16 protein-coding genes and 1 riboswitch are annotated in these 20,174 nt (G+C 61.7%); of the genes, 10 read left to right on the plus strand and 6 right to left on the minus strand.

From position 1 onward, the window contains the following. Positions 1 to 4: 4 nt before the first annotated feature. The 3 genes from GLP43_RS04065 to GLP43_RS04075 form a co-directional block, all read right to left on the minus strand. Positions 5 to 640: a rod shape-determining protein MreD gene (locus GLP43_RS04065; RefSeq protein ID WP_237278296.1), complete on the minus strand. Its 636-nt coding sequence runs from the start codon at positions 638 to 640 to the stop codon at positions 5 to 7. Next, positions 637 to 1,542: a rod shape-determining protein MreC gene (gene mreC, locus GLP43_RS04070; RefSeq protein WP_237278297.1), complete on the minus strand. Its 906-nt coding sequence runs from the start codon at positions 1,540 to 1,542 to the stop codon at positions 637 to 639. Before mreC ends, GLP43_RS04065 begins: the two co-directional genes overlap by 4 nt. Positions 1,543 to 1,611: 69 nt before the next feature. After that, a complete protein-coding gene (locus GLP43_RS04075; RefSeq protein WP_037944896.1) occupies positions 1,612 to 2,658 on the minus strand; it encodes a rod shape-determining protein in 1,047 nt (348 codons plus the stop codon). Between the two features lie 174 nt (positions 2,659 to 2,832). Here GLP43_RS04075 and GLP43_RS04080 point away from each other — a divergent pair, with 174 nt between their 5' ends. Together GLP43_RS04080 and GLP43_RS04085 are read left to right on the plus strand one after the other, a co-directional pair. After that, complete coding sequence (locus tag GLP43_RS04080) at positions 2,833 to 3,417, plus strand: VOC family protein (RefSeq protein WP_237278298.1); 585 nt, start codon at positions 2,833 to 2,835, stop codon at positions 3,415 to 3,417. 145 nt (positions 3,418 to 3,562) lie between these two features. Next, entirely contained in the window at positions 3,563 to 4,426 is an 864-nt protein-coding gene (locus tag GLP43_RS04085) for a porin (protein WP_237278299.1), read from the plus strand. Between the two features lie 82 nt (positions 4,427 to 4,508). Here GLP43_RS04085 and GLP43_RS04090 read toward each other — a convergent pair whose 3' ends face one another. Then, positions 4,509 to 6,080 (minus strand): 2-isopropylmalate synthase, encoded by a 1,572-nt coding sequence (locus tag GLP43_RS04090; RefSeq protein WP_237278300.1) that lies wholly within the window; start codon positions 6,078 to 6,080, stop codon positions 4,509 to 4,511. Positions 6,081 to 6,345: 265 nt separating this feature from the next. Between GLP43_RS04090 and GLP43_RS04095 the strand changes: the two genes are divergently transcribed. Next, positions 6,346 to 7,011 (plus strand): SDR family NAD(P)-dependent oxidoreductase, encoded by a 666-nt coding sequence (locus GLP43_RS04095; RefSeq protein WP_237278301.1) that lies wholly within the window; start codon positions 6,346 to 6,348, stop codon positions 7,009 to 7,011. Then, positions 7,005 to 8,534: a cryptochrome/photolyase family protein gene (locus GLP43_RS04100; protein ID WP_237278302.1), complete on the plus strand. Its 1,530-nt coding sequence runs from the start codon at positions 7,005 to 7,007 to the stop codon at positions 8,532 to 8,534. Before GLP43_RS04095 ends, GLP43_RS04100 begins: the two co-directional genes overlap by 7 nt. Here GLP43_RS04100 and GLP43_RS04105 read toward each other — a convergent pair. Beyond that, positions 8,531 to 10,054, minus strand: a complete 1,524-nt coding sequence (locus GLP43_RS04105; RefSeq protein ID WP_237278303.1) for a 2-isopropylmalate synthase — start codon at positions 10,052 to 10,054, stop codon at positions 8,531 to 8,533. The two genes, GLP43_RS04100 and GLP43_RS04105, sit on opposite strands and share 4 nt — an antisense overlap. 173 nt (positions 10,055 to 10,227) lie before the next feature. On the opposite strand from GLP43_RS04105, the gene GLP43_RS04110 reads away from it, so the two are divergent. The 3 genes from GLP43_RS04110 (at position 10,228) to GLP43_RS04120 (ending at position 14,783) form a co-directional block, all read left to right on the plus strand. Next, a complete protein-coding gene (locus tag GLP43_RS04110; protein WP_237278304.1) occupies positions 10,228 to 11,886 on the plus strand; it encodes an NAD+ synthase in 1,659 nt (552 codons plus the stop codon). A 77-nt stretch (positions 11,887 to 11,963) separates the two neighbouring features. Beyond that, positions 11,964 to 13,289: a glutamate--tRNA ligase gene (gltX, locus tag GLP43_RS04115; RefSeq protein ID WP_237278305.1), complete on the plus strand. Its 1,326-nt coding sequence runs from the start codon at positions 11,964 to 11,966 to the stop codon at positions 13,287 to 13,289. A gap of 96 nt (positions 13,290 to 13,385) precedes the next feature. Then, the gene (locus tag GLP43_RS04120; RefSeq protein ID WP_237278306.1) at positions 13,386 to 14,783 is read left to right on the plus strand and encodes an MATE family efflux transporter; all 1,398 of its coding nucleotides are present in this window, start codon (positions 13,386 to 13,388) and stop codon (positions 14,781 to 14,783) included. Here the strand turns inward: GLP43_RS04120 and GLP43_RS04125 are convergent. Next, complete coding sequence (locus GLP43_RS04125; RefSeq protein WP_237278307.1) at positions 14,763 to 15,317, minus strand: gamma-glutamylcyclotransferase family protein; 555 nt, start codon at positions 15,315 to 15,317, stop codon at positions 14,763 to 14,765. The two genes, GLP43_RS04120 and GLP43_RS04125, sit on opposite strands and share 21 nt — an antisense overlap. A gap of 152 nt (positions 15,318 to 15,469) precedes the next feature. Then, positions 15,470 to 15,556, plus strand: a riboswitch (glycine riboswitch). Positions 15,557 to 15,709: 153 nt separating this feature from the next. On the opposite strand from GLP43_RS04125, the gene gcvT reads away from it, so the two are divergent. The 3 genes from gcvT (at position 15,710) to gcvP (ending at position 20,124) form a co-directional block, all read left to right on the plus strand. After that, on the plus strand, positions 15,710 to 16,834 hold the full coding sequence (gcvT, locus tag GLP43_RS04130) for a glycine cleavage system aminomethyltransferase GcvT (protein WP_237278308.1): 1,125 nt from the start codon (positions 15,710 to 15,712) through the stop codon (positions 16,832 to 16,834). A 19-nt stretch (positions 16,835 to 16,853) separates the two neighbouring features. Beyond that, positions 16,854 to 17,213, plus strand: coding sequence for a glycine cleavage system protein GcvH (gene gcvH, locus GLP43_RS04135; protein WP_237278309.1), 360 nt, complete (start codon positions 16,854 to 16,856; stop codon positions 17,211 to 17,213). A 67-nt stretch (positions 17,214 to 17,280) separates the two neighbouring features. Further along, positions 17,281 to 20,124 (plus strand): aminomethyl-transferring glycine dehydrogenase, encoded by a 2,844-nt coding sequence (gcvP, locus tag GLP43_RS04140; protein ID WP_237278310.1) that lies wholly within the window; start codon positions 17,281 to 17,283, stop codon positions 20,122 to 20,124. Positions 20,125 to 20,174: the final 50 nt, after the last annotated feature.

Consider the following 20,174-nt stretch of genomic DNA (forward strand, 5'->3'; position numbering starts at 1 on the left):
CTCCTCATGAGCGGTTGCCCATACTGTCCAGATCGCCGGGGGCGGATTTGCGCACGCCCATCAGCGCATGGGTCACAAACACCACAGCCGGATAGGTCAGGATCGTGACAGCCAGTTCAAACAGGCTCAGCGACCATTGTGGCGGTGGGACCAGCAGCAACGATAGCACGATCCGGTTCAGCATCAAAATAGCGATCAGCCATACGGAGACCGCCAGCCATTCCGCGCCAAAGGTGCTGTCGCGCAGGGTGCGGCCACGGGTTTTCATATTCTCGCATGCCAGCAACGCCAGCAGCGCCCAGAGGCCGGGCGGGCGTTGCAGCAACAGGTCCGTCAGCAGGAACGCGACGGCGAGCAGCAGGGCGGGGACATAGTCGGGCCGCCGCACAGACCACGCCAGCGCAAAGGCGATCAGCAGGTCCGGGGCGATCCAGATGCGGTCGCTGCCTTGGTCCAGCAGGGCACGCAGACGCGCCTCTGCTGGGTCGATGGTGGCCAGTGGGGGCGACAGCTCGGGCGCGAACAGCGCGATCGGCTGGGTATCAAGCGGCAGCAGATGGAAAAACAGCAGGACCAGCGTCAGTGCCAGAAACGCCGCGCGCATCAGCCACAATCGCAGGGGCGACAGCTCGTCCATCATTCGGTCGCAGGATCAAGGGGCAGGGGCGCGATCATGCCCGTGGCGTCATCCCGCACCACGGCTGCATCCTCGTTCACTTTTTCGGAGCCGTGGTGGCGCAGCACGCGCAGGAATTCGAGCCGCTCGAAATCCGCCGCAAGACGCACGCGCAACCGCCCGCCAGGGTCGGCGGCGACCTGACCGATCAGGATACCCGCGGGAAACACGCCGCCATCGCCAGAGCTGCTTACCCGATCGCCGGGACGCACGAGGTCGGGGTTCTCAAGGAAATCAATCGGCGGCGCGGCGGAGTTGTCGCCCGCAATAATCGCCCGCTGCCCCGACGGCTGGATCACCGCCGGTATGCGGCTAGAGGTATCGGTCACCAGAATGACGCGCGCGGTGTTTTCGCCCACGCCGGAAATACGCCCTACCAGCCCGATGCCGTCCACCGTGGCCCAGCCATCGACAATGCCGTCACGGGCCCCGACGTTCAGCAACACCGATTGGCGGAAGGGCGAACCGGAGTCCGCCTGCACCACACCGGTGATATGGGTCAAACGCGGATCAAGCCGCACCTTGTTCAGGTCCAGCAAACGGGCGTTTTCCTGTTCAAGCTGCAGTGCCGCCTCTTTCCAGGTCTGCATCTTGCGCAGCTCGGACCGCAGTTCCTGGTTCTGCACGGTCAGACGTTGATAGCTTTGGAAATCGCGAAACAGGTTCACCGTGCCGGTAACAGGGGTCATCGCCCAATCCAGATTGGGGACGATCCGGTCGGTGATCTGCGCGCGAAACCGTTCAACACGCGGGCTGTCGATCCGCCACAGCAGAAAGATGCCCGCCAGGACCAGCACGATGACAGCCAGCAGCAAGCGGCGCAGCGGGCGCCCAAAATCGTTCGAAGAGGATCGGTCGATGGCCATGCGTTATACGTTTCCCACCGCGAGGGCAGCGCCGTCCTGCCGCATCGCGGGCTGTTATAGCTGCGCTGATTAGCTGTCGTAGTCGATGGCGTGGCGCAGCTGCTTTTCATACTCCAGCGCTTTGCCGGTGCCCAAGGCCACGCAGTTCAACGGTTCATCCGCCACGGAAATGGCCAGCCCGGTCTGTTCGCGCAGCGCCAGATCCAGATCCCCCAGCAAGGCCCCGCCACCGGTCAGCATGACGCCACGGTCCACGATGTCAGCCGCCAGATCGGGCGGGGTGGTTTCCAGCGCGGTCATCACCGCCTCGCAGATTTGCTGCACAGGCTCGGCCAGCGCTTCGGCGATCTGCGCCTGGGTCACTTCGATCTCTTTGGGGACACCATTCAGCAGGTCGCGCCCGCGGATCTGCATCGATGTGCCGCGCCCGTCGTCGGGCATCCGTGCGGTCCCGATAGAGGTTTTTACCCGCTCGGCCGTTGTTTCACCGATCAGCAGGTTCTGCTGGCGCCGCAGGTAGCTGATGATCGCCTCGTCCATACGGTCGCCGCCCACACGGACAGAGCGCGCATAGACGATATCGCCCAAGGACAGCACCGCGACCTCGGTTGTACCACCACCTATATCAACGACCATGTTCCCGGTCGGATCGGTGATCGGCATGCCCGCCCCGATGGCTGCCGCAATCGGTTCGGCAATCAGGCCGGCGCGGCGTGCGCCCGCAGACAGCACCGACTGGCGGATCGCGCGTTTTTCAACGGGCGTCGCCCCATGCGGCACGCAGACGATGATCTTGGGCTTCGAGAAGGTCGACCGTTTGTGCACCTTGCGGATGAAATGCTTGATCATCTCTTCGGCGGTGTCAAAGTCGGCAATCACGCCCTCGCGCATGGGGCGGATCGCTTCGATGCTGCCGGGGGTCCGGCCCAGCATCAGCTTTGCGTCTTCCCCCACGGCCAGCACCTTTTTGACGCCATCCTTGACGTGATAGGCGACAACCGACGGTTCGGACAGGACGATGCCCTTGCCTTTGACATAAACCAAGGTGTTCGCGGTCCCGAGGTCGATGGCCATATCGGACGAGAACAAACCACGGAATTGATCAAAAACGGACATGGGCAGCAGGACCTTGCAAAAATTCATTTTGGCCCGTCGACTCTGACAAGTCACGGGCTAAACGGCTTATAGGCCGATGAGGTCAAAGACGAAAGGGGGGTTGACCTTTGTGGTGGCATGATGCCGCCACCGCGCTATGGTTTGCGGCAAGCCGGACAATAGGGGGAGAAAGAAATGCAGAAGATTCAAGTTATTGGTGTGCATCACATCACGCTGATGGGCGCGGACCGTCAGACCAGTATCGACTTCTGGGAGGGTCTGCTGGGCATGCCGTTCATCTTCGACCAGCCAAACCTGGACGATCCCGACGAAGGGCACCTGTATTTCGATCCCGGCGATGGCCGATTGATCACCATCTTTACCAATGAAAACCGCAAGCCCGCGTACAGCCGTACCCCGACCGACGCAGGCTGCGTGCACCACCTTGCGTTCGAGGTCGACCGCGCCATGTTCGACCAAGTGCTCGACCGGCTCAAGGAACGGAGGATCGGCAATTCGGGCGTGAAGGATCGCGGGTTCATGCACTCGATCTACTTCAAGGACCCGCTGGGGTTCCTGATCGAACTGGCCTGCTACACCTTCATCCCGCCGCGCGGATCGTCCCACGCGGAAGTGATGCTAGAGGCGCATAAGCTGCGCGTCGCGCGCGGAGATCACCATATCGAACGCCAGCATCTGGCCGATGCCACAGTGATGATCGTCGAACGCTCGCAACGGTCGCTGTCAGAGGATCGCAGCCCCAAGGATCCCTATCGCTAAGGGGCGTCGGGCAGCGGTTCAGGCGGGTTAAAAATACCACAGGTAAACGGATCGTAACGGCGGTTTCGCTTGGGTGTTGCGGGCGGATTCCGCTGCGCCTAAGAGCCATGGAACGAGCAACCGTAAATTGTGCGAAGGAACCAGCATGATCCGTAATATTTTTGTCGCCTCGCTTCTGAGCGTGACCGCAACCGCAGCTGCTGCCGAACTGACCTATGGCACGGCTTTCGCGAAATTCCACGACTTCGACGTTGACGGCGCAGGCACGATCGACGTGAAATCCTTTGGCGGCGGCATCGAATACCGCTACGACAACTTCATCTTCTCGGGTGAGCTGTCGAACATCTCTATCGAGGGCGTCGATATCGATCTGGGCACAGTGGGCGTCGAATACGCTTTGGCCAACGGCTTTAACATCGGCCTCGACTATTCGCGTTTTGACATCGAAGGCTTCGACGCGGATGTCACCAGCCTCTTCGGGTCCTATCAGTCCGGCGCGCATACCTTTGGCGCCGCGATCGGTGATTCCTCCGATCTGGACGACATGACCTTCAGCATCTTCGCCGCTTGGGATGTTACCCCCACCGGCACCGTCGGTCTGGACCTCGTTCACATCGAAGACGAGACGCTTTACGCCGCCTATGCCGATTATGATGTCGCGCAGTACAACGTGCAGGCCGACCTGCTGAAACTGGATGATCTGAGCGTCGTCGCTGTCGCAGGCAGCTATGAATTCGCCAACGGCTTCTCTGCCATCGGTTCTGTTGGCTTCCTGGATCTGGGCCCCGAAGACGTGCGGTCGATCACCATCGGCGGTCAGTATGAATTCACCCCCGGTGCGAACGTAGAGCTGGCCTTGGGCCGTCTGGACTTTGACAGTGGCGAGGACGTGGACCAGCTGACTTTCGGTGTGAACTATGAACTGGGTCGCCGTACCTCCAAGCGTCGTTCGCTGGGTAACATCTTTTCAAGCGCGACCGGTACTTTTGCGGGTCTGACAGATTTCTAATCTGCGCTGACAGATCACGAGATACAGAAAAGGCCCCCGACTTCGGGGGCCTTTTTGCGTTCAGGGGTAAAGAACGGGTGGGTTAACCCACCACGTCCTTATAGCTGATCTCGCGCTTGTCGGTGCCGCCCTTCTCGCGGCGCACCAACAGACGGTTGAGCGCGTGGATATAGGCGCGGACCGATGCGACCACGGTGTCTGTATCCGCCGACTGACCGGTCACAATGCGGCCGTCTTCCTCAAGCCGGACAGAAACGGTGGCCTGCGCGTCGGTGCCTTCGGTCACGGCGTGCACCTGATACAATTGCAAGCGGGCCGTATGTTCAACCAGCGCCTTGATGCAGTTGAACGAGGCGTCCACAGGCCCGTCACCGGTTTGCGAGGTTGAGGTTTCCGCACCATCCACAGACAGCGACATCTCTGCCTTCTGCGGGCCTTCGGTGCCGCAGACAACGGTCATGCTATTCAGCACAATGCGGTCGCTTTCAGGATCGGTGGCGGTGCGCATCAGGGCGATGAGATCGTCGTCGTAGATCTCTTTCTTGCGGTCGGCCAGTTCCTTGAAACGGACAAACACGTCCTTGAGCTGGTTATCCCCCAATTCATAGCCGAGGTTTTCAAGCTTCGAGCGCAACGCCGCACGGCCCGAGTGTTTGCCCATCACGATGTTGGTCTCGGTCAGGCCCACGTCTTCGGGGCGCATGATCTCGAATGTTTCGGCGTTCTTCAGCATGCCGTCTTGGTGGATGCCGCTTTCGTGGGCAAAGGCGTTCTTGCCGACGATGGCCTTGTTGAACTGCACGGCGAAGCCCGAAACAGCGGCAACGCGGCGCGAGATATTCATGATCTTGGTGCTGTCGATCTTGGTCTGGAACGGCATGATGTCATTGCGCACTTTCAGCGCCATCACGACCTCTTCCAACGCGGTGTTGCCCGCGCGTTCGCCCAAGCCGTTGATCGTACATTCGATCTGGCGCGCGCCCGCTTCGACGGCGGCAAGGCTGTTGGCGGTCGCCATGCCAAGGTCGTTGTGACAATGCGTGGCAAAGACGATCTCGTCCGCGCCGGGCACGTTTTCCAAGAGCTTGCGGATCAGATCGGCGCTTTCGCGGGGGGCGGTATAGCCGACGGTATCGGGGATGTTGATCGTGGTCGCCCCCGCCTTGATCGCGATTTCGACGGTGCGGTAGAGGTAATCAAGCTCGGTCCGCGTGGCGTCCATCGGCGACCATTGCACATTGTCGCAAAGGTTGCGCGCGTGGGTCACCGTTTCGTGGATGCGCTCGGCCATTTCGTCCATCGTGAGGTTCGGAATGGCGCGGTGCAGCGGCGAGGTGCCGATAAATGTGTGGATGCGGGGCTGGGCCGCGTGTTTGATCGCCTCAAAGCAACGATCAATGTCGCCGAATTGTGCGCGGGCCAAGCCGCAGATGACCGAGTTCTTCGAAAGCTTCGCGATTTCGCTGACGGCGGCGAAATCCCCTTCGGAGGCGATGGGGAAGCCGGCTTCGATCACGTCGACGCCCATCTCGTCCAGCAGGCCCGCGATCTCGATCTTTTCGGCGTGGGTCATGGTGGCGCCGGGGGATTGTTCGCCATCGCGCAATGTCGTGTCGAAAATCAAGACGCGGTCTTGTTGTGTGGTATCTGTCATCGTTTGGGTTCTTTCATTCTGCTGTATAAATCCGTGGCGCGCGGCACTTCCCTCTGAGCGGGCGCGCCGGATGGCACGCTCAGAGGCGGATTAGCAGCAGTAGGTTGGCACGCAGGAAAGTCGCGCAGCGGCGCGGCAGGATCGCAATATGATCGGCGTGTGTCATGGCGACAAGTTATACCCGTGCATTCGCAAATGGGAAGGGTTTTTCTGCGCCCTTTTTTCGGCGCTTGAAGGGGGGCTGTTTTCCGCTACTTCCCCTTGCATGAAACAGGTTTTGATCATCGGGGCGTCGGGCGGTGTGGGTGCCGCCTTGGCCGCCGCTTACGAGGCGCGTGGCGATACGGTCACGCGGCTGTCACGGTCGGTCGATGGGTTCGACATCACGGACGAACGCAGCGTCGACACGCACTTGACCGCGCTGAACGGGCCGTTTGACGTGGTGCTGGTGGCCACAGGCGCGCTCGAGATTGACGGTGCCGCACCGGAAAAGACCATCAAGTCCATCAGCCAAAAGGCGATGTTGGACCAATTCGCGTTGAACGCTGTGGGCCCTGCACTGGTGCTGCGCCACGCGGGCGACTTGCTGCGGCGGGACGCGCCTTGTGTCTTTGCCGTATTCTCTGCGCGGGTGGGGTCGATCGGCGACAACCGCATCGGCGGCTGGATCAGCTACCGCAGCGCCAAGGCGGCGGTGAACCAGATCGTGCACACCGCCGCGATCGAACTGACGCGCAGCCACAAGCGCAGTATCTGCGTCGCCCTGCACCCGGGCACGGTCAAGACCGCCTTTACCGCGAAATACCTTGCCCGCCATCCCGCTGTCGCACCGTCGGAGGCGGCGGAAAATCTGCGGGCTGTGATCGACGGGCTGACGCCTGCGGACACAGGGCAGTTCTTTGACTGGGCCGGAAAGCCGGTGCCATGGTAGGGCGCTTGGTGCTGGTTCTGGGCGACCAGCTGACAGAAACGCTCAGCGCCTTGGCGCAGGCGGATAAGGCGCGCGATACGGTCGTGATGGCCGAGGTCGCGGACGAGGCGGCCTATGTCCAGCATCACCCCAAGAAAATCGCCCTGATCTTTGCCGCGATGCGCAAGTTTGCCCATGCGTTGGAACAGGATGGCTGGACGATCGCCTATACGCAACTGGACGATACGGATAACGCGGGCTCTATCGTGGGGGAATTGCTGCGCCGGGCTGCGCAGACGGGGGCCAGCGAGGTGCTGGCGACAGAGCCGGGGGAATGGCGCTTGATCGACAAGCTGAAATACGCCCCGCTGAAGGTGCACCTGCTGCCCGACGACCGCTTTCTTGCCACTCATGCCGAATTCGAGGCATGGGCCGAAGGCCGTAAGGCGCTGCGGATGGAGTATTTCTACCGCGAGATGCGCCGCAAGACCGGCCTGCTGATGGAAGGGGACCAACCCGCTGGCGGCAAGTGGAACTTCGACCATGACAACCGTAAGGCGGCACCCGAGGATGTCACCGTAGATGGCCCCCTGCGGTTCGACCCCGATGCCACGACGCGCGAGGTGCTGGAGCTGGTTCAAGCGCGCTTCGGCGATAATTTCGGCGCGCTAGAGCCTTTCTGGTTCGCCACCACCCGTGCCGAGGCGCTGCAAGCGCTCGACCATTTCATCGCGAACGCCCTGCCGCGGTTTGGCGACTATCAGGACGCGATGCTGAACGAGAATGAATTCCTGTATCACGCGATCCTGTCGCCCTACCTAAACATCGGGCTGCTGAACGTGACCGAGATTTGCGAGGCCGCTGCCGACGCCTATGCCGCAGGTCATGCGCCGATCAACGCCGCCGAAGGGTTCATCCGGCAGATCATCGGCTGGCGCGAATATGTGCGGGGCATCTATTTCCTTGAAGGGCCGGACTATACCGCCCGCAATATTCTGGGGCACGACCGCGACCTGCCGTGGTTCTACTGGGGTGGCGAAACGCGGATGAACTGTGTGGCCAAGGCCGTGGGGCAGACCAGAACCCAAGCCTATGCGCATCATATCCAACGGTTGATGGTGACGGGCAACTTTGCCCTGTTGGCCGGGATTGATCCGGCGCAGGTGCATGAGTGGTATCTGGCGGTCTATGCCGATGCCTTTGAGTGGGTAGAGGCCCCCAATACCATCGGCATGAGCCAATTCGCCGACGGCGGCGTTATCGCGTCCAAGCCCTATGTCTCGTCCGGGGCCTATATCAACCGCATGTCGGATCACTGCAAAAGCTGCCACTATTCAGTCAGCGCCAAGACGGGTGACAAAGCCTGCCCGTTCAACCTGCTCTACTGGCACTTTCTGGACCGCCATCGCGACCGGTTCTCGAACAATCCGCGTATGGGTAATATGTACCGCACGTGGGACCGGATGGACGCCGACAAACGCAGAGCGGTTCTGGCCGAAGGCGATGCTTTGCTCGCCCGCCTGGACGCGGGAGAGGTGATCTAGCCGTCGTTGCTCTCGGCCTCGTCCGTGCTGTCGGCGGGTGCCTCTGACGGAGTTTCGGCCTCTGACGGAGTCTCATCCGTGGCGTCGGGCGTGGGCACCGCCTGTGCATCCTCGGCTGGGGCAGCGCCCGCTTCTTGCAGCGCGCCGTTGACCCACTGGCCCGAGACTTCCTCGCCTGTTTTATAGCGCATTGTGCCCTGACCCTGACGTTTACCGCCCTCGAACGCGCCTTCGTAGATGTCGCCGTTGGGGTAGGTGGCGGTGCCGGTGCCTTCGATCTCTCCGCCGGACCACTGGCCGTCATAGGTGAACCCATCGGGCATAGTGATCTTGCCGGTGCCGTCGCGCAGTCCGTCGACAAAGCCGCCGGTATAGACTGTGCCATCGGGATAGGTCGCCGTGCCCATGCCGTTGCGCTGGCCGTCTTTCCAGCTGCCGTCGTACCTATAGCCGTCGGCATAGGTCATCACGCCCTGACCGTCGTTGCGCGCGTTCTTGAACCCGCCTTCATAGACGATGCCGTTGGGGTAGGTCGCGCGGCCTTCGCCTTCGATCACGCCCGCGACCCATGACCCTTCGTAGGTTGATCCGTCGGGATAGGTGATCTTGCCCTCCCCATCGGCCAGATCATCGCGGAAACTTCCCTCGTAGACAGAGCCGTCAGGGTAGGTCACCTTGCCTGTGCCTTCGATCTGCCCCGCGACCCATGATCCGGTGTAGACATAGCCATCTGTGCCGGTGAACGTGCCCTGACCCTCGCGGCGGTCGTCCTCGAAGCCGCCCTCGTAAGTGTCGCCATTGGCATAGGTCACCTTGCCGGTGCCCTGGCGCTGACCGGCGACCAGATCGCCTTCATAGACATCGCCATTGGGCTGGGTCAGCGTTCCGGTGCCGTCGATCTGCCCGTCTTTCCACTGGCCGGTATAGGTCAGCCCGTCGGGCATGGTCAGCGTGCCCGTGCCATTGCGTTCGCCATCGGCGATGTCACCGTCATAGAGCGCGCCATCGGGATAGGTGATCTTGCCTACGCCCTGCTTGACGCCATCGACCCAGTCGCCCTGATACTCGTACCCGCCGGGGGATTGCATGACGCCTTTGCCGTGGTGGTTGGCATTGCGGAACGACCCTTCGTAGCGCACCCCATTGGCATAAAGCGCGATGCCCTGACCGGTGATCGCACCGGCCTCCCATTCGCCCTCGTAGGTGCCGCCATCGGCAAAGGTGATCTTGCCGAAACCGTCCGGTTTGCCCTTTTCAAAGTTGCCCTCGTAGACAGACCCGTTGGGGAAACGCGCGACGCCTTTGCCCTTGATCTCTCCGTCCACCCAAGAGCCTTCGTATTCATAGCCGTTGGGCAGCGTATAGGTGCCGGTCCCGTGCTGTACGCCATCCTTGAACGTCCCCTCATAGACGCCGCCATCGTCGTACTGCTTGCTTTGAACCTCGCCGTCCTGCGCAAGCGCGGTAAAGGGCAGCAGCCCAAGGCAAAGGATCAGGGGGGTCAGGGTCAATTTCGTCATACAGCAACTTTCAAAAGAGAGTGCGGCCAAGAGCGGCGGGCGAGTTTGTTAACGCTTAGCCTATTCAATGGCCTGCAAGGGGGCAATCGTCTTTTGCCCGGCGGTGCGCCTTGGCCTTTCACTTGGCGCGTGATCTGCTACATCACTTGCGTAGATTATCGAAGGACTGCCTTATGACATCGCGTTTTCGCATCACGCTTGGCCAGTTGAACCCCACCGTCGGGGATCTGGCCGGAAACGCAGACCTCGCGCGGGAGGCCTGGGCGCAGGGCAAAGAGGCAGGCGCCGATCTGGTTGCTTTGCCCGAAATGTTCCTGGCCGGGTATAATGCGCAAGATCTGGTGATGAAGCAGGCGTTCCAGCTGGATGTGATGACCCACCTCGAAGCGCTGGCGGCTGATTGTGCCGACGGGCCCGCGCTGGCCATCGGTGCGCCCTGGGTCGAAGGGGCCAAGCTCTATAATGCGTACCTGATCCTTAGGAACGGCAAGATCGCCAGCCGTGTCTTCAAGCACAACCTGCCGAACGAGACCGTGTTCGACGAGGTGCGCATTTTCGACAGCGCGCCTTTGGGTGGGCCCTATGCCGTTGGCGATACCCGCATCGGCAGCCCGATCTGCGAAGACGCATGGCACCCCGATGTGGCCGAAACGCTGGCCGAAACCGGGGCGGAGTTCCTGCTGGTGCCCAACGGGTCGCCCTATTATCGCGGCAAATTCGAGACGCGGTTGAACCATATGGTCGCCCGCGTGGTCGAGACTGAACTGCCGCTGATCTACCTCAATATGGTGGGCGGTCAGGATGATCAGGTCTTTGACGGGGCGAGCTTTGCGCTGAACCCCGGCGGCAAGCTGGCGTTCCAGATGCCCGCCTTTGACGCGCAGATCGCGCATGTCGATCTTGAACAGACCCCCGAAGGCTGGCGCGTGGTCGAGGGCGAGATGGCGCATATGCCGTCGGACCTTGAGCAGGATTACCGCGTCATGGTGCAGGGCTTGCGCGACTACATGGGCAAGACCGGGTTCAAGAAAGTGCTGCTGGGTCTGTCGGGCGGGATCGATTCGGCGATTGTGGCGACGATTGCTGTGGATGCGCTTGGCGCTGACAATGTGCGCTGCGTGATGCTGCCGTCCGAATATACGTCCCAAGCCTCGCTGGACGATGCTGAGGCCGTCGCCAAGGCGCTTGGCTGCCGCTATGACTATGTGCCGATTGCGCAGGGCCGTGCCGCGATCACCGACACGCTGGCCCCGCTGTTTGACGGCACCAAGCCAGACCTGACCGAGGAAAACATCCAGTCACGCCTGCGCGGTTTGCTCTTGATGGCGGTCAGCAACAAGTTTGGCGAGATGCTTTTGACCACGGGCAACAAGTCAGAGGTGGCGGTGGGCTATGCCACGATCTATGGCGACATGGCGGGGGGCTATAACCCCATCAAGGATATGTACAAAACCCGCGTTTTCGACAGCTGCCGCTGGCGCAACGAGAACCACCGCGACTGGATGAAGGGCCCAGAGGGAGAGGTGATCGCGCCGCGCATCATCGACAAGCCGCCCTCGGCCGAGCTGCGCGAGGATCAGAAGGACAGCGACAGCCTGCCCGACTATCCCGATCTGGACGCGATGCTGACGATCCTTGTCGACGACGACGGGTCCATCGCCGATTGCGTGGCAGCGGGCTTTGACCGCGAGGTTGCCAAAAAGGTCGAACACCTGCTCTATATCAGTGAATACAAACGGTTCCAGTCCGCCCCCGGTCCGCGTTTGACCAAGGGCGCGTTCTGGTTGGACCGCCGCTATCCCATCGTGAACCGCTGGCGCGACCCTAGTTGATCGCCCAGGCGACGCTGCACGTTATCTAGACAATGACGCCGCGCTGTGACAAGCCAGCGGCCAATCAGGAGAACCCAATGACCATCACCCGCTTCGCCCCGTCCCCGACCGGCTATATCCACGTAGGCAACCTGCGCACGGCGCTGATGAACTATCTGATCGCCCGCAAGAACGGCGGAGAGTTCATCCTGCGGATCGACGACACCGATCCGGTGCGCAGCAAGGAAGAATACGTTGACGGTCTGAAAGAAGACCTGACATGGCTCGGCCTGCATTGGGATCGCGTTGAACGCCAGTCCGAGCGGTTGGACAAATACCACGCTGCCGCGGACGAGCTGCGCAAGATCGGGCGGTTCTATGAAGCGTGGGAAACGCCGACCGAACTGGACCTCAAGCGCAAGAAACAGCTGAACATGGGCAAGCCGCCGGTCTATGACCGCGCTGCGCTGAACCTGTCGGATGCGGAAAAAGCCAAGCTGCGCGACGAACGCGGCCCCGGTGTGTGGCGTTTCAAACTGGATCAGGAACGGATTGAGTGGAAAGACGGTATCCTGGGCGATATCTCGATCGATGCGGCATCGGTGTCCGACCCTGTGTTGATCCGCGGCGACGGGCAGATTTTGTACACGCTGGCGTCTGTGGTCGATGATACCGAGATGGGCGTGACCAATGTCGTGCGTGGCTCTGACCACGTGACCAACACGGCGACGCAAATCCAGATCATGCAGGCGCTTGGCGGCACTGTGCCGAGCTTTGCGCACCATTCGCTGCTCACTGGCCCGCAGGGCGAGGCGCTGTCGAAACGTCTGGGCGTGCTGGCGCTGCGCGACCTGCGTGAGCGCGGTGTGCATCCTTTTGCGCTGCTGTCGACAATGGCGCGCCTGGGCTCTTCGGACCCGATTGAACTGCGCACCGATATGGAGAGCCTGATCGACGGCTTCGACATCGAACGCTTTGGCTCAGCGCCGACCAAATTCGACGTCGAGGACCTGTTCCCCATGACCGGCCGCTATCTGCAGACCCTCCCGCTTGAGGCCGTCGCAAGCGACATCGCCGCCCTCGGTGTGCCCGAGGACAAGGCCGCGCTGTTCTGGCAGGTCACCCGCGAAAACATCACCACGCTGCACGATCTGAAAGGCTGGTGGCAGATGTTCAGCGAAGGCGCAGAGCCGGTGATCGCGGACGAGGATAAAGAATTCGTCGCCGAAGCATTGGCGCTTCTGCCCGAGGGCGAATTTGACGAAACCACCTGGGGCACATGGACGGCCGCCGTGAAAGAACAGACCGGCCGCAAGGGCAAGGGGCTGTTCATGCCGCTGCGTCTGGCGCTGACTGGCAAACCCCACGGCCCCGACATGGGCGCGGTGCTGCCATTGCTGCAAGTCGTGAAGGCACGCGGGTGAAACGGGCCGGGTTCACGGGCGCAAGTTCGGGAGCCTTCGGCGAGAGTTTATCTGGCAAAATGAAGCCGCTGTCGGCTGACATAGGGCGCGTCTATCATGGTTGATGGGCGCGCCAAATTTTTGTCGGGCAATCTGTTCGGGCATGTCGCCAATATGTCTTTGCTGGCCTCTGTCGGGCTGGTGGCGGTATTTCTTGTCGATTTCGTCGACATGATTTTCATCTCTATGTTGGGCAAGGCAGAGCTGGCGGCGGCCATCGGCTATGCCGGTGCGATCTTGTTTTTCACCACCTCCTTCGGGATCGGGTTGGGCATCGCGGCGGGGGCCTTGGTCGCGCGGGCCTTGGGGCAGGATAACGCGCAGCTCGCACGAGAGAGGACGACCCATGCGCTGTGTTACGGCGCGGTCTTTGGCGTGATCTTTGCGCTTTGTGTGTTCCTGTCGCTGGATGTGCTGGTCGGCTGGGTTGGCGCAGGCGGTGAGACGGCGGCGCTGGCGGTGGATTTCCTGCAGATCGTCGTGCCCTCTGTGCCGTTTCTGATGGTCGGTATGATGGGCAGCGCGATCCTGCGGGCCCATGGGGATGCGCGGCGGGCAATGATGGCGACCATCGCGGGGGGCATCGTGAATGCCATCCTCGATCCGATCCTGATCTTTACCTTTGATCTGGGGCTGACGGGTGCGGCTTGGGCGTCTTTTGTGGCGCGGGTGGTGATTGCCTATACCGCCCTGATGCCAATTGTGCGCCACTATGGCGGGATCGCGATGCCGCGCCCCGCGGGGCTGTGGCGCGATCTGATGCCCGTGTTGTCTATCGCGGTGCCCGCCATTCTGACGCAGGTCGCCACGCCGGTGGGGCAGGCCTACGTGACCCGTGCAATGGCGGCCTATGGAGAGGATGCTGTCGCAGGCATGGCGATTGTCAGCCGCATGATGCCCGTCGCCTTTGCCGTGATCTTTGCCCTGTCGGGGGCGGTGGGGCCGATCATCGGGCAAAACTTTGGCGCGGGCGATCTGGGGCGGGTCAAGCGGACCTATGCCGCGGGGGTCAGCTTTGCCGCTTTGGTGATCGTTGTCATCTCGGCCGCGCTGTTTGCGTTCCGCGCGCCGCTGGCTGCGATGTTTGATGCGCAGGGGATCACCTTGACGTTGATCTATCTGTTCTGCGGGCCGCTGTCCTTGGCGTTCTTTTTCAACGGTGTGTTGTTCGTGTCGAATGCGGCGTTCAACAATATGGGACACCCCTATTATTCGACCGTGACCAACTGGGGCCGCAACACGCTGGGGATGATCCCGCTGGTCTGGGTTGGCAGCCTGCTGTTCGGGGCCCCCGGTGTACTGATCGGGCAGGCGGCTGCGGGGGTGCTGTTCGGGGCGCTGGCCTGGGTGCTCGCGCGGCGGATGATCGCGCAAGGCGGGCAGCGCAAACGCGCCAAGCCCGAGGTTTTCGCCCGCGACGGGCGGTTGATGTCGCTACTGCACCTGCGCCGATAGGCGGGTCAGATGCTGGTCGACCAGCGCGGTTTCCTGCGCGGTAAGCTCTTGCGCGCGCGGGTATTTCGGCGCGGCGCGGTCGTTCAGGATCGGCGTATCCCAGCCCCGCGTCGTGTCAAAGAAGCGCTGCACCCCGTCGATGCCATATTCGCGCAGGAACCCCTGCACCACCACATCAAGATAGCTGAGCAAGATGGTATGGTCGCCCGATGTCACATGGGTGTCTGTGGGCACGGAATAATGCGCCATATCGGGGGCCGGGATGATGTCATGCACCACTGCCCCGTTCGACCCGATCCGATCATAGTTGGTTTCGCGCGTATCCAGCGCCACCCAATCGGCACCGGGGACCGCCGCGATCAACCCGTCGATCACGGTGCCCTCTTCGGGCAGGACGCTCAGGAACACATGCGATGCCCCTTCAATACGCACCCAAAGCCGGTGCCAGCCGCGAAGCTGCGCCGGACGGGCGTCTGGATAGGCGTGGGTATTGCGGTTTACGAGGCTGCCGTAGCCGAAAAAATATGGTGTCATGCGGGTGTTTTGGCGCCGCTTCGCGATGATGTCCACATCTTGCACGCGCAGCACCCGAGGCACTGCCCAATATCGCGGCACCGGAGGAAAGTTTTCGCGCCGTCCTGTCAACTTGGCTTGACGCAGCGCCGCGTTCCGGCATAGCACTTGCCCACACCGTTACGGGAGAACCGGCGCAAGCCGGTGCCGAAGGAGCAACCGCCCCGGAAACTCTCAGGCCAAAGGACCGCAACGGGACCTAACAACTCTGGAGAGTGACGCGACAGCGTCCGCCGAAGGGATAACGATCTCAGGCGAAAGGACAGAGGGGGCATTTGACAGGCTGCATTCCTGCGGTCTGCTGGGTGCCAGTATGGTCGATGGCCTTCTGGATAGGGAAAGGCCGCGTGACCATGAGCGATTTGCAACAGACACCGCTATACGATCTTCATCTGGAACTGGGTGGCAAGATGGTGCCCTTTGCGGGTTATTCCATGCCCGTGCAATATCCGATGGGCGTGATGAAAGAGCACCTGCATACCCGCGCTGCAGCGGGCGTCTTTGACGTCAGCCACATGGGGCAGGTGATGGTGACCGGCCCGTCGTGGGACGCCGTGGCGCTGGCGTTCGAGACATTGGTGCCGATGAATGTGTTGGGGTTGGAAGACGGGCGTCAGCGCTATGGGTTTTTCACCAATGACGCCGGCGGGATCGAGGATGACCTGATGTTCGCGCGCCGTGGCGATGACCTTTTCGTCGTGGTCAATGCCGCCTGCAAGGATGCAGATATCGCACGCATGAAGGCGGCGTTGGAGCCCGAGATCACCGTGACCCCGATCACCGACCGCGCGCTGGTCGCTGTGCAGGGCCCTGCGGCGGGGGCGGCTGTGGCGTCGCTTGATGCCGCTGCGGACGGAATGCGGTTCATGGATTTCGGCACGTTGACGTTGGACGGGGTAGAGGTCTGGGCCTCGCGGTCTGGCTATACCGGCGAGGATGGCTTCGAGATTTCGGTGCCAGAGTCGCAGGCCGAAGCGCTGGTCCGCCGGTTGCTGGAGATCGAGGGTGTGGAGCCCATTGGTCTGGGCGCGCGGGATTCGCTGCGGCTTGAGGCGGGCTTGTGTCTTTATGGCAATGACATCGACTCGGGCACCAATCCGGTAGAGGCCAGCCTGACCTGGGCGATCCAGAAAGCGCGCCGCGCCGGTGGTGAACGCGCGGGCGGCTACCCCGGAGCCGATGTCGTTCAGGCGGCGTTCGACGATGGTGTCGGCCGCAAGCGTGTCGGTCTGGCCCCCGAAGGCCGTGCGCCGATGCGCGACGGGACACCGCTGTTTGACGCGGCGACAGGGGGCGCGCAGGTGGGCGAGGTCACCTCGGGCAGTTTCGGGCCGACGGTAGGCGGGCCTGTCGCAATGGGCTATGTCAGTGAGGCGCAGGCGGGTATTGATACGATGCTGTGGGGCGAAGTCCGTGGCAAGCGTCTGCCGGTGACCGTGGCCAAGCTGCCCTTTGTTGCGGCGAATTTTAAAAGATAATCTAGCGAAGGATGAAAGAATGAAGTTTACCGAAGAGCACGAATGGCTGCGGGTTGAAGGCGACGAGATCGTCGTTGGCATCACCATTCACGCCGCCGAACAACTGGGTGACGTGGTGTTTGTCGAGCTGCCCGACGAAGGCACGACCGTCAGCAAGGATGACGAGGTCGTCGTGATCGAATCCGTAAAGGCGGCGTCTGATATTCTGGCACCGATCGATGGCGAGATCATCGAGGTCAACAGCACCCTGACCGACAACCCCGCGATGGTGAACGATGATCCGCAGGGCGATGCATGGTTCTTCAAGATGAAGGCGTCCGATCCAAGCCAGATGGACGAGTTCATGGATGAAGCCGCCTATCAGAAGTTCATCGGGTAAATCCCGCTGCCCCCGCCGGAGCCTCCGGCGGGGATTTTTATACCATTTGGAAGAGGGGCCCCGCGCCATGGTTTTCAAACCGACCGAATATTTGCCGTATGATTTTGCCAACCGCAGACATATCGGGCCGTCCCCGGCAGAGATGTCGGACATGTTGAAAACCGTCGGCGCGCAGAGCCTTGGCGCGTTGATTGATGACACGATGCCCGCGCAGATCCGCCAGAAAGAGCCACTGGATTTCGGCAAGCCCATGTCAGAGCGCGAAGTGCTGGAATACATGCGCGTGGTGGCGGGCAAGAACAAGGTGCTCACCTCGTTGATCGGGCAGGGCTATCACGGGACGGTGACGCCGCCTGCGATCCAGCGCAATATCTTTGAAAACCCCGCATGGTACACAGCCTACACCCCCTATCAGCCCGAGATCAGCCAGGGGCGTCTTGAGGCGTTGTTGAACTTCCAGACGATGATCAGCGATCTGACCGGGCTTGAGGTCGCCAATGCGTCGTTGCTGGACGAGGCGACCGCTTGTGCCGAGGCGATGACCATGGCGTTGCGTCTGTCGAAATCGAAGGCCAAGGCATTCTTTGTCGACCGCGATTGCCACCCCCAGAACATCGCCGTGATCCAGACCCGCGCAGCCCCGCTGGATATCGAGGTGATCATCGGCGACCCTGACAAGATGGACGCGAGCGCTGTCTTCGGGGCGCTGTTCCAGTACCCCGGCACCTACGGCCATGTGCGCGACTTTACCGACCATATGGCCGCGCTGCATGAGGCCGGTGCCTTGGGTGTTGTCTCGGCCGATCCTATGGCGCTGACGCTGTTGAAAGAGCCCGGTGCCATGGGGGCCGACATCGCTGTTGGCTCCACCCAGCGGTTTGGCGTGCCCGAGGGCTATGGCGGTCCGCATGCGGCCTATATGGCATGCAAGGACGCTTATAAACGCGCGATGCCGGGGCGGATTGTGGGTGTGTCGATCGATGCGCACGGTAACCGCGCCTACCGTCTGTCCCTGCAGACCCGCGAGCAGCATATCCGCCGCGAAAAGGCGACCTCTAACGTTTGCACGGCGCAGGCTTTGCTGGCGGTGATGGCGTCGATGTATGCGGTGTTCCACGGGCCCGAGGGGCTGAAGGCCATCGCGCAGCGCATCCATCGCAAGGCGGTGCGTCTGGCGAACGGGCTGGAGGAGGCCGGCTTTAAGGTCGATCCCAAATCCTTCTTCGACACGGTGACGGTTGATGTCGGCCCCTTGCAGGCCGCGGTCATGAAATCCGCAGTGGATGAAGGCATCAACCTGCGCCGCGTCGGTGAAACACGTGTCGGTATCACGCTGGACGAACGTACAGTGCCCGAGACGATCGAAGCTGTCTGGCGCGCCTTCGGCATCCGCCGCAGCGACGAGAAATTCGAGGCGCAGTATCGGTTCCCCGATGATATGCTACGTGAAAGCGCCTATCTCACTCATCCGATCTTCCACATGAACCGCGCCGAGACCGAGATGATGCGCTACATGCGCCGTCTGGCCGACCGTGATCTGGCGCTGGACCGCGCGATGATCCCGCTGGGGTCTTGCACGATGAAGCTGAACTCGGCTGCGGAGATGATGCCCGTTAGCTGGCGCGAGTTCTCGATGATCCACCCGTTTGTGCCGCAGGATCAGGCGCTTGGCTATAAGCATATGATCGACGACCTGTCGGCCAAGCTGTGTGATATCACCGGGTATGACGCGATTTCCATGCAGCCGAATTCCGGCGCGCAGGGGGAATATGCGGGTCTGCTGGCGATTGCGTCCTATCACCGTGCCAACGGCCAGGGGCATCGCAACATCTGCCTGATCCCCATGTCGGCTCATGGCACCAACCCCGCCAGCGCCAATATGGTCGGCTGGAAGGTAGTCGTGATCAAGACGGCGGCCAATGGTGACATCGATCTGGATGACTTCCGCGCCAAGGCGGAAAAGCACAGCGAGAACCTTGCCGGTTGCATGATCACCTATCCCTCGACTCACGGCGTGTTCGAGGAAACCGTGACCGAAGTGACCAAGATCACCCATGACCACGGCGGTCAGGTCTATATCGACGGGGCGAATATGAACGCGATGGTCGGTCTGGCGCGTCCGGGCGATGTGGGCGGTGATGTAAGCCACCTGAACCTGCACAAGACCTTCTGCATCCCGCATGGGGGCGGTGGCCCCGGCATGGGTCCGATTGGCGTGAAATCACACCTCATCGCGCATGTGCCCGGCCATCCCAACGGCGGTGAAGGCGCTGTTTCGGCGGCACCCTACGGGTCGCCATCGTTGCTGCCGATCTCGTGGTCGTATTGCTTGATGATGGGCGGTGACGGGCTGACGCAGGCGACGCGGGTGGCGATCCTGAACGCCAACTACATTGCCAAGCGGCTCGAAGGGGCGTTCGAGGTTCTGTACAAGGGGCCGACGGGACGTGTCGCGCATGAATGTATCTTCGATGTGCGCCCGTTCGAGGACAGCGCAGGCGTCACTGTCGATGACATCGCCAAACGTCTGATCGATGCGGGCTTCCACGCGCCCACGATGAGCTTCCCTGTCGCGGGCACCTTGATGGTGGAACCGACCGAGTCGGAAACCAAGGCAGAGCTGGACCGTTTCTGCGACGCGATGCTGGCGATCCGTGACGAGATCCGCGCAATCGAGAACGGCGATATGCCGCGCGAGAACAACGCGCTGAAAAACGCGCCGCACACGGTCGAGGATCTGGTCGGTGACTGGGATCGTCCCTACACGCGCGAACAGGGCTGCTTCCCCCCCGGTGCGTTCCGCGTCGACAAATACTGGCCTCCGGTCAACCGTGTCGACAACGTGCATGGTGACCGTAACCTGATCTGCACCTGCCCCCCGATGGAGGAATACGCAGAGGCGGCTGAGTAAGCTGACCCTATGTGAGTGATCGAACGGGTGCGGGGGAAACCTCGCGCCCG

The sequence above is a fragment of the Sulfitobacter sp. M39 genome (assembly GCF_021735935.1).
Classification (GTDB): Bacteria; Pseudomonadota; Alphaproteobacteria; order Rhodobacterales; family Rhodobacteraceae; genus Sulfitobacter.

Bases quoted from the DNA above. Each gene is read 5' to 3' on its own strand.
- GLP43_RS04095 (WP_237278301.1), top strand. From the start codon at position 6,346: ATGAAACAGGTTTTGATCATCGGGGCGTCGGGCGGTGTGGGTGCCGCC.
- GLP43_RS04090 (WP_237278300.1), bottom strand. From the start codon at position 6,080: ATGACAGATACCACACAACAAGACCGCGTCTTGATTTTCGACACGACA.
- gltX (WP_237278305.1), top strand. From the start codon at position 11,964: ATGACCATCACCCGCTTCGCCCCGTCCCCGACCGGCTATATCCACGTA.
- GLP43_RS04100 (WP_237278302.1), top strand. From the start codon at position 7,005: ATGGTAGGGCGCTTGGTGCTGGTTCTGGGCGACCAGCTGACAGAAACG.
- GLP43_RS04105 (WP_237278303.1), bottom strand. From the start codon at position 10,054: ATGACGAAATTGACCCTGACCCCCCTGATCCTTTGCCTTGGGCTGCTG.
- gcvH (WP_237278309.1), top strand. From the start codon at position 16,854: ATGAAGTTTACCGAAGAGCACGAATGGCTGCGGGTTGAAGGCGACGAG.
- GLP43_RS04080 (WP_237278298.1), top strand. From the start codon at position 2,833: ATGCAGAAGATTCAAGTTATTGGTGTGCATCACATCACGCTGATGGGC.
- mreC (WP_237278297.1), bottom strand. From the start codon at position 1,542: ATGGCCATCGACCGATCCTCTTCGAACGATTTTGGGCGCCCGCTGCGC.
- GLP43_RS04065 (WP_237278296.1), bottom strand. From the start codon at position 640: ATGATGGACGAGCTGTCGCCCCTGCGATTGTGGCTGATGCGCGCGGCG.
- GLP43_RS04085 (WP_237278299.1), top strand. From the start codon at position 3,563: ATGATCCGTAATATTTTTGTCGCCTCGCTTCTGAGCGTGACCGCAACC.
- gcvP (WP_237278310.1), top strand. From the start codon at position 17,281: ATGGTTTTCAAACCGACCGAATATTTGCCGTATGATTTTGCCAACCGC.
- GLP43_RS04125 (WP_237278307.1), bottom strand. From the start codon at position 15,317: ATGACACCATATTTTTTCGGCTACGGCAGCCTCGTAAACCGCAATACC.
- GLP43_RS04110 (WP_237278304.1), top strand. From the start codon at position 10,228: ATGACATCGCGTTTTCGCATCACGCTTGGCCAGTTGAACCCCACCGTC.
- GLP43_RS04075 (WP_037944896.1), bottom strand. From the start codon at position 2,658: ATGTCCGTTTTTGATCAATTCCGTGGTTTGTTCTCGTCCGATATGGCC.
- GLP43_RS04120 (WP_237278306.1), top strand. From the start codon at position 13,386: ATGGTTGATGGGCGCGCCAAATTTTTGTCGGGCAATCTGTTCGGGCAT.
- gcvT (WP_237278308.1), top strand. From the start codon at position 15,710: ATGAGCGATTTGCAACAGACACCGCTATACGATCTTCATCTGGAACTG.